The organism is Bacillus sp. FSL E2-0195 (assembly GCF_038003645.1).
Lineage (GTDB): Bacteria > Bacillota > Bacilli > Bacillales > Bacillaceae_G > Bacillus_A > Bacillus_A mycoides.
The window spans coordinates 692533-709434 of sequence record NZ_JBBOPN010000001.1 but is presented as its reverse complement, the minus strand read 5'-3'; the positions used below and the strand labels follow the sequence as shown (position 1 = coordinate 709434).

The window sequence follows — 16902 nt, the reverse complement described above, 5'->3', positions numbered from 1 at the left end:
TCATTCTCCTTTACTTATAAAATTCATAATGGATGATACAAAGACTTCCACTCCAATTGGTAATGCGTCTTCGTCAATTGTAAAACGAGGGTGATGATGCGGATATATAATTCCCTTCTCTTCATTTCCTGCCCCTATAAAAAAGAACGTCCCTGGTGCCTTTTGTAAAAATGCTGAAAAATCTTCCCCTGCCATCGTTGGCTGTAAACGAACAACTCTTTCTCTTCCATACAGCTGTAATGCTGTATGTTCAATAAGCTCTGTAACTTCATAATCGTTCACAACTGGGCGATATCCATATTCATAAGAAAATGTATACTTAGCACCGTAGGATTCTGTAATATGTTTTACAATCCTTTCAAGCTTCTTCTTTGTTTCTTCTCTTAATTCATGCCTTAAACTTCTCACTGTCCCTTCAACCTCCGCTTGTTCCGGGATAACATTATGAGTTGTCCCAGAATGAAATTGCGTAACAGATACTACCAGAGAATCTAACGGATTCGTGAGGCGAGATACAATTTGCTGAATTTGCGAAACTACTTGCGCACCAATGGCGATACTATCAACTGTTTCATGTGGAATTCCAGCATGCCCACCTTTTCCCTCTATCGTAATTTTAAAAACGTCCGGCGCCGCCATCGCAGGACCATAAATTACACCTACTTTTCCAACCTCTAATGACGCCCAAAGATGAGCACCAATAATGTAATCCACACCTGTCATCACTCCCGCTGCGACCATTTCCTCTGCACCGCCTGGAAAGTTTTCTTCTGCATGTTGAAATAAAAAGCGAATCTCTCCTTTAACTTTCTCTCTTTCCTCTACCAACTTATGTACTACACCAAGCAATATTGCCATGTGACCATCGTGACCACACGCATGCATCACACCTGGATATATAGAAATAAAATCAAACTTATTTTCTTCATGAATAGGAAGAGCATCCATATCAGCACGAACCGCGATAGTTTTACCAGGCTGCCTACCAATTAACCTTGCCATTACACTATATTTAGTAGGCCTTGAGACTTCTAAATACGGGATTTCCCGAAGTATGTCGAATACAAATTGAGATGTTTTTTCCTCTTGAAAAGATAACTCTGGATACTTATGAAAATGCCTTCTCCACTCAATCAACTGATTCTTTGATAAAACAAGTTCCTTTGCGACATCCATTTCTCTTCTCCCCTTCTTTACCAAGTTAAATGTTATTATAGCGTGAATCGTTAACTTCTGAAAGAATTTTCAGAATTTTCTATAATGAATATTCAAAAAGAAAAAGCCATCTCAAGATGACTTTTCATTTTATAAAATAGTAATTGCTTGTTTCCCCATTTGCTCCCATGCCTTTTCAAATTCAGCACGAGGAACAGCTTTTCGTGGATTGTTTGCAAGAGGATCATTTACGTATACAAAGTTTTGATCATATCCAATTACTACAACACTATGCTCATAATATGTAATTTTCACTTTACCTGAACTCGTATTCCATGTTTCAAAACTACTTTCGGCTAATGGTTTAAACGTTGTATTAATAATTACCCATACTGGAGAACCAGAACTAATTACTTTATATAGATCTTGCACGTCTCTACCCGTTAAATTAATTACTTTTTCAGGAACATACTTTTCTGCTAAATTAAAAATCGGTTGATTATATACACCGTATCCCGGCTCAGCTTTCGTGTAAATATTTCCAACGAATCCCTCATACGGATTTCCATGCAAACCATCTTGTTTAAATGGAACGCGATGAATTTCACTAGCAAGTTGCATCTTATCTACTTGTACACCTTTATGTTGTAGTAGCATAGTTAAACTTGTCACTTCACAACCTCTAGGTAATTCAGGTAACTGTCTAATAAACGGAACCTCTGTAATCATTGCACTTTCTTTCATCTCAGAGAAAAGGTCTAACCGAAATTCTTGTGCCTTTTTCATAATTTTATCTTTCTCGAAAAAGAACACGACAGCAAATATAATACCGAAAATAAAAATATATTTTAACTTTTTCATCATAAACCAAACTCCATTATATCAATTATTTTAAAGGCACAACTCCTATCATTGTACCTTTCTTCTTACTAGTTTGCTAGAAAGATTCTGTGAATTATTATTCACAAATATCTTTTTTAAAATTCCGATTGTTTGAAATAGAAAGAAAAAATTATAATTTTTCAGAATTTTTTACTAAAAAAAAAAATTATTAACCTAGTGAAAGAATCACGTTTCCTTCACTAGGTTAATAAACATTCTAAGGTATTTAGTCATAGTTAGTTTTTCCTTTACATACTCAGTTCACAACAAAATAAACCAAGTATGTTTTTCACCCCCACTAATGATTAAAAGCACCGAATAAAATCTAGTTAAAACATACAAAAAAATATGGGGGGAGGGACATATGAATCAACAAGTAGAACAAGCAGAATTAAAATACCGCACACCACTTTATCCAATAGTTCCAATCGTAGCTTTCTCACTCAATTTCCTTACATTTGTTAGTTTAGCTTTCATTCCAGATCAGAGAATTGCTCTTTATTGCTGGGTTCCATTTATGATCATTTGTTACATTTTATACCGAGTTAAAGTTTCGGAAAGTTGTCACATTTGAGCAAAAAAGAAATATAACTTAGGTAACAAACTGAATATATTAAAAATTTAGTATTTTTCCTTATGATAAGATAATTTTTTTCTATTTATTGGGTATGTTGGTATAACTTTATTTATCTTAAAATTCCCACAATCACGTTTTTATCTGGAAAATAGTTTACAATGTTATCAAGTTACAAATGATATTCACCTTAAAAAGCGTGCATTTGTGTCTATTTTTTAACAATATAACAAAAACTATTGCCATCTATAAATTAATAGGTTTATATTGTTTTATTGGCATAGTTTCAATCCAAGGAGAAAGGAGATTTTCAATCGTGCAACTAAAGAAAGCATTTTGGAAGTTGGCTTCGCTTCTTCCGTTATCATTACTTCTGTTCCTCGGTGGCTGTGATAAAAAACTCGCAGTATTAAATCCGCAAGGACCTGTTGCAAAAGCACAGTATGATTTAATTGTTTGGTCATTCTTGCTTATGTCATTAATTATCGCAATTGTATTCATCTTGTTTACAGTCATCTTGATTCGTTATCGTGAAAAACCAGAGAATATGGACTATGAGCCACCTGATCAACATGGTAACACATTATTAGAAATCATTTGGACAATTATTCCTGTTATTATCGTTATCGCATTATCGATTCCAACAGTTAAAGCAACTTATGCTTCGGAAGAGGTTCCGCAAGAGTCCAAACATATTAAACCAGTTGAAATTTATGTTACATCTGCAAACTGGAAATGGTTATTTAGTTACCCGGAGGAAAAAATTGAAACCGTTAACTATTTAAACATCCCAGCTGGTGTACCAATTCAATTTAAACTGACTTCTGTAGGTCCAATGAATGCTTTCTGGGTACCAGAACTTGGTGGTATGAAGTATACAATGGATGGCATGATCATGGACTTATATTTACAAGCTGACAAACCAGGTTCTTACCTAGGTCGTAGCTCGAACTTCTCTGGTGAAGGATTTACTCACATGGAATTCGAAGTTGAAGCAAAAACTAAAGAGAAATATGATAAGTGGGTAAAAGAAGTACAAGAAACTGCCCCTAAATTATCAGAAAAGAAATATAACGAAATTATTAAACCTGGTGTAGTGGGGCGTATGACGTTCTCTAGTCACCACTTAAGTTATGTAGATCCAAAATCACTTGAATATTGTGATTACAACTACTACAAAAACAAAAAATAATAGCTATTATTCCAACAGATTGGAGTGAACACAGTGAAGCTTGATGAATTTTTTGTCACAGGTGACCCGATTATTTACGGAGCTGACGCTTCTATCGTTCTTGTGACATTAGCGATTCTTTTCGTACTAACAAAGTACAAAAAATGGAGATGGCTTTGGGATGAGTGGTTGACAACTGTTGACCATAAAAAAATAGGGACCATGTATATTATCTCTGCCGTTATAATGTTATTCCGTGGTGGTATGGATGGTTTAATGATTCGTGCCCAGTTAACATTCCCGGAAACAACTTATTTAAACGCTGAACACTATAACGGAATCTTTACAACACATGGTACGGTAATGATTCTTTTCATGGCAATGCCATTCGTTATGGGATTAATGAACCTTGTAGTACCATTACAAATTGGTGCTCGTGACGTTGCATATCCGTTCTTAAATGCTTTAAGTTTCTGGTTATTCTTTGTCGGAGCAATGTTATTCAACATCGCTTTCGTAATCGGTGGTTCTCCAGACGCTGGGTGGACTTCTTACTTCCCAATGGCAGGTACAGAGTTTACTTCTGGTGTAGGAAATAACTACTACGCAATTGCATTACAGATTTCAGGTCTCGGTACGCTGATGACGGGTATTAACTTCCTTGTTACTATCTTAAAAATGCGTACACCTGGTATGAAATTAATGAGAATGCCAATGTTTACTTGGTCAATCTTAATTACAACAATTATCATTATTTTCGCTTTCCCAGTATTAACAGTTGCTCTTGCATTAATGACATTTGACCGTCTATTCGATGCTCACTTCTTTACGATGGCGAGCGGCGGTATGCCAATGTTATGGGCCAACCTATTCTGGGTATGGGGTCACCCTGAAGTATATATTGTTATTTTACCAGCATTCGGTATTTTCTCTGAAATCATTAGTACATTCTCACGTAAACGTCTATTCGGTTACAGTGCGATGGTGTACTCGATGGTTGCAATTTCTTTACTAAGTTTCGTCGTATGGCTTCACCATTTCTTCACTATGGGTGCAGGTCCAGCGGTTAACTCATTCTTCTCGATTTCGACAATGGCGATTTCGATTCCAACCGGTGTTAAGATCTTTAACTGGTTGTTTACACTGTATAAAGGACGTATTCGTTTTACAGTTCCAATGCTTTGGTCATTGGCATTTATTCCAAACTTCGTAGTTGGTGGAGTTACAGGGGTTATGCTTGGAATGGCAGCAGCTGATTATCAATACCATAACAGCTACTTCCTAATTGCTCACTTCCACTACGTATTAATCGCAGGTACAGTATTCGCTATGCTTGCTGGATTCACATACTGGTATCCAAAAATGACAGGTCATATGTTAAATGAACGCCTAGGTAAATGGACATTCTGGATCTTTATGAGCGGATTTAACATCTGTTTCTTCCCAATGTACTTCTTAGGTTTAGACGGTATGACTCGTCGTATGTACACTTACTCTGAAAGTCTTGGATGGGGCTGGCTAAACCAAATCGCATCTGTTGGTGCTGTAATGATGGCTATTGGCTTCCTAATCCTTTGCTATAACGTAATTTGGAGTGCACGTCACGGTGAGCGTGACACAACTGGAGATCCATGGGACGGCCGTACACTTGAATGGGCAACTCAATCTCCTGTACAACATTACAACTTCGCGAAACTTCCTGAAATTAAAGAAGCTGATGCTTTCTGGTTCATGAAAAAACGTGGAGAAACAATTACACCAACAGCAGATGAATTAAAACCAATTCACATGCCAAGTAATTCTGGTGTGCCTATTATTGCGTCTTTATTCTTCGGTCTTGCAGGTTTTGCATTAGTATTTAGCTGGTTCTGGATTGCAGCAATCGGTGGTATTGGTATTTTAGGTTGCTTAATCTATCGTTCATTCGATTATGATGATGGCTACTACGTAAGCGTTGATGAAATTAAAGAAACAGAACATATAGCATGAGAGGTGAAATGACATGGCGGCTTTAGATAAAAGCTTACCTTTGGAATATCAATCCGAGCAAAGCAGATTGAATATCCTAGGATTCTGGATTTTTCTTGGGGCTGAAATTATGCTGTTCGCAACACTTTTCGCCTCTTATCTAGTCCTTGCTGGTCGTACGGCTGATGGCCCAACACCAGCGCAATTGTTTGAAGTTAAAACACTTTTAATTCAAACATTGTTACTTTTAACAAGTAGCTTTACATGTGGGATCGCAATTCACGAAATGCGTAAACACAATCAAAAAGGAATGTTAGCTTGGTTTATCCTGACTTTACTTTTAGGTGCAGGCTTCCTATTCTTTGAAATTGAAGAATTCATTTTGTACGTTGGTGAAGGTGCAACGATTCAAACAAGTGCTTTCTTATCGGCATTCTTCGTTCTTCTTGGAACGCATGGTGCCCACGTAACAGGTGGTATCATCTGGGCAACTTGTGTTATTATCCAAATTTTAAAACGAGGTTTAACACCAGTTACAGCTCGTAAAGTATTTATTATCAGCTTATACTGGCATTTCCTTGATCTTGTTTGGGTCTTTATTTACACACTAGTTTACTTGAACGGGATGGTGGCGTAAATGGGTCAAAATAACAACCAAGCAAACGGGCATGGGCATAGCGGATTCCCATGGTCACACGTTTTCGGATTTATTTTATCGCTTGCACTAACGTTTCTAGCGTTATACGTGGCACTTTACACAAACCTGCCACTTTCAACGATATTAACAACTATCATCATAATGGCAGTTGCGCAAGCGTTATTACAATTAATTATGTTCATGCACTTAAAAGAAGGAGAAGGAAGAATTCAAGTTCTTACAATGATATACAGTTTCTTCGTTGCAACTGCAACAGTTGGACTTACTGTATGGATCTTCTTCTCAATGTAATTTGCATGAAAAGACTGCTGGGATTCCTCAGCAGTCTTTTTTTATCCCCTATTAACGAGCAGTAAGACCCCCACTGATTAAAGTTTCACTTTATCCCCTCCCCCTATTACATCCACATTACGGAATTAACAACAAAATCATGAAAAATATACTTATTATGACAAATGTTAAGAAAACTCTTTCTTTATGAAATCGAAACCATATCCGTTGCTTTTCTTCCTATTATATGGCTAAATAGTTACTATATTTATTTGAAGGGAGAGAACGCAATGGAACATCATTCTTCTGTTCTATCACTTATGGTTGTCGTCGCAATCGCGTTTTTCGTTCCCCTTTTGTTACAGCGCTTTAAATTAAAAGCACTTCCTGTCGTTGTTGCAGAAATTATCGCAGGAATCTTTGTAGGTAAAAGTGGATTTAACATCATTGAGCCCGATATGTGGCTTCAAGTCTTATCAACACTAGGGTTTATCTTCCTAATGTTTTTAAGTGGTTTAGAAATTGACTTTTCGATCTTTAAACAAAAAGGGAAAAAGAATACGACAAACGAACCGAACACATTCCAAGCAGCAAGCATTATCTTCTTGTTTATTTTCATTTTATCTTATGCCCTATCATTAATATTCGTATGGCTAGGATTCGTAGACAATGCAATGTTCATGACTTTAATTATTTCAACTATTTCTTTAGGTGTTGTCGTACCAACATTGAAAGAAAATAACTTAGGAAAAACCGCAATCGGGCAAATCATTTTATTAGTCGCTGTTATTGCAGACTTAGTTACAATGATTTTACTCGCTATATTCGTCGGATTAAATTCCGAAAGTGGCCAAAGCATGTGGCTTCTACTTCTTCTATTCGGTGCTGGTATTGTAATTTACTTTGTCGCAAGACGGTTTAAAAATATTCCATACCTAGAAAGCTTAAAAGCCGGTAGTGTACAAATTGATACACGAGCTGTTTTTGCACTCATCTTAATATTAGTTGGATTATCTGAATCTGTTGGGGCAGAAAATATTTTGGGAGCCTTTTTAGCAGGTGTACTCGTATCTTTATTATCACCAAATGAAGATATGGTTGAAAAACTTGATTCCATCGGATATGGCTTCTTCATTCCTATTTTCTTCGTAATGGTTGGTGTAAATCTAGAAGTATGGTCTATTTTTAACGAGCCTTCTAGTATGCTAATGATCCCAATTCTAATTGTGGGACTCTTTATTTCAAAACTGTTGCCATCACTCGTCTTACGAAAATGGTACCCACGCAATATCGTACTCGGAAGTGCTATTTTGTTAACATCAACACTTTCTTTAGTTATTGCGGCTGCACAAATCGGTGAAAAGCTAGGCATCATTAGCCCAAGTTTATCAGCATCTCTTATTTTAAGTGCAGTTATTACTTGTATTTTTGCACCTATATTATTTAAAAAGATGTTTCCAAAAGTGGAAACACCAAAACCGAAAGTATCTATTATTGGTGCAAGCAGAATTACCCTTCCGTTATCACTTGATTTAAAACGTGAAGATTATGACGTAACACTATATATGATACGTCAAAATAAAATAAATGATGAGGAAGCGAAATCTCATGACTTCCCTATTGTAAAATTAGATGAGATTACTATTCAATCTTTAATGGAGCAACAAGCTTTCGAAGCAGACCGTGTTGTTGTTGCGACAAGTGATGATGAACAAAACTTATTATTAGCAGAACACGCAAAAGAATTAGGTGTTGAACACGTCATCGCAAGTGTAGAAGATCCCCTTCTACAAGAAAAAGCGACTCAAGAACATATCGCTGTATTCTCGACTATTAACTCTACACGTATTTTATTACGTGCACTTATTGATAAACCGAGTCTCGTTCGCTTGATTACAACAGCAAATGAAACGGTGCGTGAGGTTGAACTACGAAGTAATAAATATAATGGCTTAGCACTTCGTCGCCTTCCGTTTCTAGGTGATGTACTTGTCATTCAAATTTACCGTGGTAATAAAGCATTAATACCACATGGTGATACGAAGTTACAGCATGGCGATACTTTACTTGTAACGGGTTCAAAAGAACATATTGATACAATGAAAAACATATTAGAATAGAAAATGCCCCTCACATAAATGAGGGGCATTTTTTCAATTTCATATGGTAAAATGTTACTATCACATATTATGGGGATGAATCACATTATGTCTATTTCAACTTTAGCTCTCTTATTATTAGCAGAAGTACTCGTCGCCATTATTCTCATCGGTATTAGCATTGAAATTTGTAGTTATGGATGGAAAAAATCGAATGGAATTAAGTACTTTTGTCTCTTAATTTCACTCCTTCTCGGAACAGCTAGCATACTAGGACTTCTCGTTGCACCCGCATATTTCTTCTTACAACTTATAGAAAAAGGCTTATAAGAAAGGATGATATTATGATTACAGTGAAACATATTGATGCATCTGAAACATACTTATTACGTCAAAAGGTTTTGCGTCCCAATCAATCATTAGAAGATTGTAAATACGATTCAGATTACGAAACAGACGCCTTTCATTTAGGTGCATTTTTATATGATGAACTTGTTAGTATCGCCTCTTTCTCTAAAGAAATACATCCTGATTTACAAGCTGGTACCCACTATCGTCTACGAGAAATGGCAACATTACCTAATTTCCGAAACCAGCATGCTGGCAGCTCCTTAATCCGTAAAGCTGAACAAGTCCTCCAAGAACGCGAAGCAAATATTCTATGGTGTAATGCGCGAATTACCGTAGCGGATTATTACAAACGATTAGGTTTCCATGAGCATGGTGAAATCTTCGAGATTGATCCAATAGGACTACATAAAGTAATGTATAAAGAAATATAAGAAAAGCTTTCTGCAATATGCAGAAAGCTTTTCTTATATTTCATTTTCACTTTTTATTTTTTTCATATATATGTATATAAACAAACTAGGAATTAAAAAGCAAACAAAGATAATAAGTCCTGTTATACTAATTTCCTTTATCGAAATACCTGGTGTTACAATGATACAAATAGCTAACAGTCCAATAACAATCCCTACTGGAATTAATAATAGTTTCATGAAATAACTACGCGATACTCCACCTGTATGCTCATACACTTCCACCGAATTTTTTAAGTTTAAAAAGTTAATAACTATTATCCCGCCCATAAATACCATTAATAAATCCGAAACACTTTCATACCCTGCCCCTTGCAAGACGTAACGGTAAAAAACAATGCCTAGTATGACGACATTTTGTAAGATGAAAGCCAATCTAATATGTTTTAATCCCTCAATCATTAAACGTTCATCTTTCACGATTTTCACCCTATCACTCCTTTTCCTCCCAAAACAAATCATTCAATGTTTTATCTACCGCATAACAAATTTTCAAACATAAATCTAAAGACGGGTTGTATTTCCCCTTCTCAATTAAACTAATCGTTTGCCTTGTAACGCCTACTTTTTCTGCTAATTGTTGTTGTGTTAAATCTAACTGAACACGTGCGACTTTTATTTTACTTACAGCCATTCATGTTCCTCCTCTGCCTTTATTGTAACATATATATTCCATTAAGTAATTTATATTTTACGTAATTGATTTGTTTTTTCACTTTATTATACACAAAAAAGGAGCCTCTCATAAGAAGCCCCCTTTCCTATCTCTATACTATAAGAATAAATGACATCCAAATAAAATTGTAAATAAATATAGTAACGGATGTACTTCCATCCCTTTCCCCTTCACAATTTTTAATACTGGATACACTAAAAATCCAATTGCAATTCCATTTGCAATACTAGACGTTAACGGAATACCAACGAAAATTAAAAATGCTGGTAATGCATCTTCAAATTCATTCCAATTAATATCACGAATGCTTTGTGCCATTAAACTACCTACAATAATTAATGAAGGAGCTGTAATAGCAGCTACACTTGATAAAGACGCGATAACAGGGCTGAAAAATGCCGTTATAATCGTTAGACCAACAACTACAATACCTGTTAATCCAGTTTTACCACCTGCAGCAATACCAGCTGACGATTCAATCGTTGCTGCTGTTGGGCTTGTTCCGAAGATAGAACCTGTCGTTCCGCCAATCGCATCTGCAATAAACGCTTTGCCAAAACGTTTCTCTGTATTATCTGTAATTAAACCAGCTTGTTTAATTAAACCGAGTAATGCACCTGTCGTATCAAATAAAAGTACAAGTAAAAATGAAAATACAACACCATATAATCCATACTGAATTACATCTGAAAAAGCATTGATTGGATTTGAAACGATAATACCCTCTGGTAAATGAGGCATCGCTACAATTTTATCCTCAAACTTCAGTTGCCCCGTAAAGAAGGCGATAATTCCTGTCACAATCATACTAATAAATAATGCACCACTCACACGTAATACCATTAATACTGCCGCTAAAATTAAACCAATTAAAGTTAAAATAACGGCTGGAGAATGAAAATCACCAATCGTAACTAAGTTAGATGAATGATCCACGATAATTCCAGATAGACGTAATCCAATAAAAGCAATAAATAGTCCAATTCCACCTGCAATTGCATGTTTTAAACTGTCAGGAATTGCGATAATTAGCTTTTGCCTAAATGAAGTGAAAGATAATAAAAGAAAAATGATACCTGTTACAAATACTGCCGAAAACGCAATGACATACGTAATCCCCTCTGCCTGTTGAACGACAGAATAAGCAAAATATGCATTCATCCCCATAGCTGGAGCAATAACAATTGGATAATTAGCTAAACACGCCATACATAGCGTCCCAATAACTGTCGCAATAATAGTTGCCGTAAACGCTTGATCAAATGGTACACCTGCATCAGATAATATTTTCGGATTGATGACAAGAATATACGCAAATGTAAAAAAAGTTGTGATGCCCGCTAAAAGCTCTTGCTTCACAGAAGTGTTATATTTTTGTAATTGAAACATGGCTATGTACCCTTCCTACACCTGAATTATTATCACACATTCTTTTCTTACTAGTATGTGAGAAAATATAATACTTAATCTTAACAATCAATAAAAAGAAGAGTCAATATATTCTCTAATAGTGAGAATTTTAAGTTTAAGTCTGACAAGTTCAGATGTAGTACAGTTCATTTTGATTATTTTTGTAGCATAACAGATATAAATGTTTTATAATTTGAAGTAGTTAAATATTTAGGCGACTCATTCTACAAGGGGGATTCTTCTTATGCAGCACACAAACAAATCTGGAACTTTAAATCGAGGTTTAAAAGAACGACATATTACTTTAATGTCACTCGGTTCGGCTATTGGCGTTGGGCTATTTTTAGGATCTGCTTCTGCTATTAAACTAGCTGGTCCTTCCATCTTACTAGGTTATATGATCGCTGGACTCGTTATTTTTTTCATTATGCGAGCGCTCGGAGAAATGGCAATTGAACAACCGGTTGCCGGCTCTTTTAGTAAATATGCTAATGATTATATCGGCCCACTTGCTGGCTATATTACTGGTTGGAACTACTGGTTCTTATGGGTTGTTACTTGTATGGCTGAAATTACGGCGGCTGGAATTTACATGCAGTACTGGTTCCCAGATATCCCGCGCTGGACTTGGGCACTACTCGCTCTATTATTAATGAGCGCTTTCAACTTCTTATCAGTAAAAGTATTTGGAGAACTTGAGTTTTGGTTTGCTCTCATTAAAATTGTCACAATTATCTGTATGATAGTGATTGGCTTTGGTATTATTCTATTCGGATTTGGAAATGGCGGCGTTGCAACTGGTATTTCAAATCTTTGGGAACATGGGGGCTGGTTCCCAAATGGCTTCTCTGGATTATTGCTTTCCTTACAAATGGTATTATTCGCTTATCTAGGCGTTGAACTAATTGGTGTTACAGCTGGTGAAGCTCAAAACCCGAAGAAAACACTCGCAAAAGCTATCGATAACGTATTTTGGAGAATCCTAATCTTTTACGTCGGGGCATTATTCGTTATGATGGCAATTTATCCATGGAACGAACTTGGCGAGAAAGGAAGTCCATTCGTATTAACATTCCAACAAATCGGCATTGCAAAAGCAGCAGGTATTATTAACTTTGTTGTATTAACAGCTGCACTTTCTTCTTGTAACGGTGGTTTATTTAGTACAGGGCGTATGCTATTTACACTAGCACAACAAAAGAAAGCACCTGAACGATTTGGACGTTTAAATAAAAATGGCATTCCAAGTCAAGGTATTATAGCAACTGCGATTGTTTTACTCGTTGGCGTTATATTAAACTATCTCGTTCCTGCAAAAGTGTTTACATGGCTAACTAGTATTTCAACTTTCGGGGCAATTTGGACTTGGGGTATAATATTAGTCGCTCAAATTAAATTCCGTAAAGGATTACCAACTGAGAAAAAAGACAAGCTAACGTATAAAATGCCTTTACATCCATTAAGCTCTTACTTCTCACTTGGCTTCCTCGCACTTGTACTAGGTATTATGGCGTATTCAGAAGATACACGAATTGCATTAATCATTGGCCCAATTTGGCTTATCGGCTTAGCTATCGTGTATTACATGAAAGGGTTTCATAAGATCGATGAAACACCTAATTCAAAAATTAGTTAAACAAGCTATCCCTTCCTTATTAATTGGAAGGGATTTTTTATTGCCTATATAAATATTTCTCAACAAAATTCACGGTATTTTTACAATTTTTTAATATTTTTTACGTTTTCTGTCTTTATTTTTTCAGAAAAATAAATTACATTATTAAAGCACATATATTTATTATTAGGGGGATTCTTCTATGAAGAATAAAAAATGGATTACATTTTCTTTAGCAACAGCAATTACACTTAGTATGGGGAGTTCGTTCATACCGTCTACTTATGCCGAAAGCTCTGTAGACCCAGCTCCTGAAATTGCTGCAAAGGTTGTAAATCAAAACAATGGGAAGAAAGTATTATTTGATAATACGCACGGTCAAACTGCCGGGACAGCTGACTGGGTTATTGATGGCGGCTTTTCTGATTTCGGAAACGGCATTGCCCAAAACGGATATCATGTAAAAGAACTTCGTAAATCAACACCTATTACATACGACGACTTAAAAAATTACAACGTGTTTATCGTTCCAGAGGCAAATATTCCTTACAAAAAATCTGAACAAGACGCAATGTTACAATACGTGAAAAATGGCGGCAGTATTTTCTTCATTGCCGATCATTATAATGCAGATCGTAATAAAAACCGCTGGGACTCCTCAGAAGTGTTCAATGGATATAGACGCGGGGCATGGGATAATCCAGCAAAGGGAATGTCTAATGAAGAAACAACTTCACAAGCTATGCAAGGAGTAGAAAGCTCTGATTGGCTATCCAATAATTTCGGTATTCGCTTCCGTTACAATGCACTTGGTGATGTTTCAGCTAAAAATATTGTCTCACCTGCGCAATCATTCGGAATTACAACTGGCGTTTCATCTGTAGCAATGCATGCCGGCTCTACTCTTGCGATTACAAATCCAAAACTAGCGAAAGGCCTTGTATATCTTCCAGAAAATCCATCAAAATGGAATAACGCTGTTGATAGCGGCGTTTATAACGGTGGTGGCGTTGCAGAGGGGCCTTATGCTGCTATTTCGAAAGTTGGCCTTGGAAAAGCAGCCTTTATTGGTGATTCTTCTCCTGTTGAAGATGCTACGCCAAAATATGTTCGCGAAGATTCAGGTCAATCAAAGAAAACTTATGATGGTTATAAAGAAGAAAACGATGCTGTTCTATTAGAAAACATCGTGAATTGGTTAGCGAAGCAAGAAACATTTACAAGCTTAGATCAAGTGAGTGGTTTACAGCTTGATGCACCTACAGCTCTACAAACATTTGAACAACCAAGCTTATCAACAGAACCACAACCAGAACCTTGGAGCGCACCAAGTCAAGGTTACCAGTGGTTCAATACCAATACTTTCAAACCAGGTTCATACGGCTATAACGGCGCAGTGACAACGAGTGATTACGTAATTACTCACCCTAGCATTCTACCAAACAATGAAGTGTTCCAAATGAAGATTCAAGTAAATAACTTATTACCAAATACAACATACAATAATTATTCTTTAGGTATCTTCACAACTGGCGGAACACAGGTGGCAAAAGTTCAAAATACAAATGGCACTTGGCCGTCTTCTTTCGGATATAGCAGTACATTCTCTTTCATAACAAATAACCAAGGATCTGCTGAAAAAATTGTGAACGTACAACTTGATCCAAATACAACTGGACAGGCAACACTTCGTCTACGTCAAAACACAACAGCGAAATATAATGAAACTGTAACGATTAATAAAAAATAATGAAAAAGGCAATCCACATATGGATTGCCTTCTTCTCACTTCTCTTCTTTTGAGAAAAACATTCTTGAAATAACGATACCTATACTACCAACGATTAAGAATAACACCGCCCTAATCATCATCGACACCTCTGGTAAGTCGAGAAGGAATAACTTCCCTACTGTTACTACTAATACGACTAAGCCAGCATATAATATTTCGTTCATCTGTCTATAACGGCCAAACCAAACTGCAAATAACGCATATACCATCCATAATAACGATACAGATACGCTAATTATACTTCCATCTGTAGAAAGAACTTCACCGATTCTAGTAATTGTAATAAATACAATTACCATTAACGAGTAGAGCGCTATAGAGTACACATATTTACCAAAACTCGCTAACACTTCTTTCGCTTGTCTCATGCAATAATAGAACGTTCCTATTAAAATAATATGAGCGACAAACCCTGCTGAAATGAACTCATCAAACGGGCTAAAAATCGTCTGTACCATTCCAATCGCATAAATCGTTGCACCTACATACAACTTAATATTTTGCTTTACTTTAATAGCAGTAACCATACCGAGGAAACCTTGTAACAATAATACGATCGCTGCATTCACCAAACTATACTCGTATAAAATCGCTAAACTAAATGATCCCATTGCAAAGCCAAATATTAGATTTGAAAATACCGAATGTTTATTCTTCCTATATTCAAGTACAAACATAACAGCATGCACAAATGCACTTATAACTAATCCCCACGTTGTAAATTCAGGAATTTGAGAAATGGCTAAAATAAAGAAAACTGCATTCGCACTAAATACCGCCAATCGTGCTTCTTGTATAAACCTTCTCTCCGAAAACATATGCCAAAATAATAGTAAATGAATTGCACCGTATACAACTGTTAACTGTACTTGCACATTCTCTACTAATATTGACATAACAACAAAGAAGACAAATAGGACAATTGCCGCAACAACATAAGAAATCATATACAAGTACTTATAACGGTTTCTCAATGCATACCATAATAGACTAATTGTTAATATCGTCTCATAACTAAAGAAAATATACGTATTAGGAGTCGTACTATTTAACAAGAAAGGAACAAAAAATGCTCCCACCGCCACGAAAATAGCGAGATATTCCGATCTATATCTTTTCGCTAAATAAATCCCTAAAACAACCCATATAATGTTGCAAACAAACGCAATACTTGCAGGAATAAACTCATATAAATAATGTGCCGCAAACGTTGTTAAAACAATTCCCGTAATACTTCCTCCAGCTAATACTAACCCTAACGCTTGCCGCTCTCTTTTAATTTGTATATCTCCTACGTAATACAAACCGGCAGATAGTACTATACCAAACACAACTCGTATCGCTGGTGTTAATAAGCCAGCATCTACCCCTGCTTTAAATAACCAAATAACGCCAAGTAGCATAATACCGACAAATATGCGTGGTAACCACGTTTGACAAAACTTTATAATATTAAATGGTTCTGGTTTAAATGCAGATATATCTACTTGTTTCACCTCTGGCTCTTGCATGGACTTCCTCGTCTTAACTACATCTTCTTGTAACTTTTCATTACTTACCGCTTCAATATATTCTTTCTTTTCCTTATTAACATTTTGTTGAACTTTATCTACTTCTATTTTTCTTTGTTTCGCTTTCAATTCATAAAGTGCCTCTTGCATCGTTTCAATTGCCGTTTCGAGTGCTTCTATTTTCTTATTCAAATCCTCCTTCATATGCTCCCCCCTCATCATTCATGTAAAACCTATATATTACCAATTATCTTTATCATACTCTTAGTCTATTCATTTTCAATACTATTTTTCCAAAAA

At 36.0% G+C, this 16902-nt stretch carries 15 protein-coding genes and 1 pseudogene; 10 read left to right on the top strand and 6 right to left on the bottom strand.

The window, feature by feature from the left end:
• Both MHH59_RS03540 and MHH59_RS03535 read right to left on the bottom strand, forming a co-directional pair.
• Positions 1-1176: an amidohydrolase gene (locus MHH59_RS03540; RefSeq protein ID WP_002125300.1), complete on the bottom strand. Its 1176-nt coding sequence runs from the start codon at positions 1174-1176 to the stop codon at positions 1-3.
• Between the two features lie 129 nt (positions 1177-1305).
• Positions 1306-2016, bottom strand: coding sequence for a C39 family peptidase (locus MHH59_RS03535; RefSeq protein WP_033708232.1), 711 nt, complete (start codon positions 2014-2016; stop codon positions 1306-1308).
• A 409-nt stretch (positions 2017-2425) separates the two neighbouring features.
• Between MHH59_RS03535 and MHH59_RS03530 the strand changes: the two are divergent.
• From MHH59_RS03530 to MHH59_RS03495, 8 genes and pseudogenes are all read left to right on the top strand, one after another.
• Positions 2426-2633, top strand: a pseudogene (locus MHH59_RS03530) (amino acid permease); the annotation flags it as partial.
• Positions 2634-2927: 294 nt separating this feature from the next.
• A complete protein-coding gene (locus tag MHH59_RS03525; RefSeq protein ID WP_002010605.1) occupies positions 2928-3803 on the top strand; it encodes a cytochrome aa3 quinol oxidase subunit II in 876 nt (291 codons plus the stop codon).
• A 33-nt stretch (positions 3804-3836) separates the two neighbouring features.
• Positions 3837-5771, top strand: coding sequence for a cytochrome aa3 quinol oxidase subunit I (gene qoxB / locus MHH59_RS03520; RefSeq protein WP_002063826.1), 1935 nt, complete (start codon positions 3837-3839; stop codon positions 5769-5771).
• 13 nt (positions 5772-5784) lie between these two features.
• Positions 5785-6387 carry a cytochrome aa3 quinol oxidase subunit III gene (gene qoxC, locus MHH59_RS03515; protein WP_002029841.1) on the top strand — a complete coding sequence of 201 codons (603 nt, stop codon included), beginning with the start codon at positions 5785-5787 and terminating at the stop codon, positions 6385-6387.
• A complete protein-coding gene (gene qoxD / locus MHH59_RS03510) occupies positions 6388-6699 on the top strand; it encodes a cytochrome aa3 quinol oxidase subunit IV (RefSeq protein ID WP_002029843.1) in 312 nt (103 codons plus the stop codon).
• A gap of 269 nt (positions 6700-6968) precedes the next feature.
• A complete protein-coding gene (locus MHH59_RS03505; RefSeq protein WP_002169140.1) occupies positions 6969-8798 on the top strand; it encodes a monovalent cation:proton antiporter family protein in 1830 nt (609 codons plus the stop codon).
• An 18-nt stretch (positions 8799-8816) separates the two neighbouring features.
• Positions 8817-9107, top strand: a complete 291-nt coding sequence (locus MHH59_RS03500; protein ID WP_002090894.1) for a DUF4022 family protein — start codon at positions 8817-8819, stop codon at positions 9105-9107.
• A gap of 14 nt (positions 9108-9121) precedes the next feature.
• A complete protein-coding gene (locus tag MHH59_RS03495) occupies positions 9122-9559 on the top strand; it encodes a GNAT family N-acetyltransferase (RefSeq protein WP_002125295.1) in 438 nt (145 codons plus the stop codon).
• 33 nt (positions 9560-9592) lie between these two features.
• On the opposite strand, the gene MHH59_RS03490 is transcribed toward MHH59_RS03495, so the two are convergent.
• The 3 genes from MHH59_RS03490 to MHH59_RS03480 all read right to left on the bottom strand — a co-directional run bounded on the left by MHH59_RS03490 (position 9593) and on the right by MHH59_RS03480 (position 11663).
• Entirely contained in the window at positions 9593-10027 is a 435-nt protein-coding gene (locus tag MHH59_RS03490) for a hypothetical protein (RefSeq protein ID WP_002125294.1), read from the bottom strand.
• 4 nt (positions 10028-10031) lie between these two features.
• On the bottom strand, positions 10032-10232 hold the full coding sequence (locus MHH59_RS03485; protein WP_000301182.1) for a helix-turn-helix transcriptional regulator: 201 nt from the start codon (positions 10230-10232) through the stop codon (positions 10032-10034).
• A 138-nt stretch (positions 10233-10370) separates the two neighbouring features.
• Positions 10371-11663 carry an NCS2 family permease gene (locus tag MHH59_RS03480; RefSeq protein ID WP_078178014.1) on the bottom strand — a complete coding sequence of 431 codons (1293 nt, stop codon included), beginning with the start codon at positions 11661-11663 and terminating at the stop codon, positions 10371-10373.
• A 265-nt stretch (positions 11664-11928) separates the two neighbouring features.
• Between MHH59_RS03480 and MHH59_RS03475 the strand changes: the two genes are divergently transcribed.
• Both MHH59_RS03475 and MHH59_RS03470 read left to right on the top strand, forming a co-directional pair.
• Positions 11929-13320, top strand: a complete 1392-nt coding sequence (locus MHH59_RS03475; protein ID WP_002125290.1) for an amino acid permease — start codon at positions 11929-11931, stop codon at positions 13318-13320.
• Between the two features lie 181 nt (positions 13321-13501).
• A complete protein-coding gene (locus tag MHH59_RS03470; protein ID WP_033731021.1) occupies positions 13502-15049 on the top strand; it encodes a DNA-binding protein in 1548 nt (515 codons plus the stop codon).
• Positions 15050-15084: 35 nt separating this feature from the next.
• On the opposite strand, the gene MHH59_RS03465 is transcribed toward MHH59_RS03470, so the two are convergent.
• On the bottom strand, positions 15085-16806 hold the full coding sequence (locus MHH59_RS03465) for a DUF2339 domain-containing protein (protein WP_340850834.1): 1722 nt from the start codon (positions 16804-16806) through the stop codon (positions 15085-15087).
• Positions 16807-16902 lie beyond the last annotated feature (96 nt).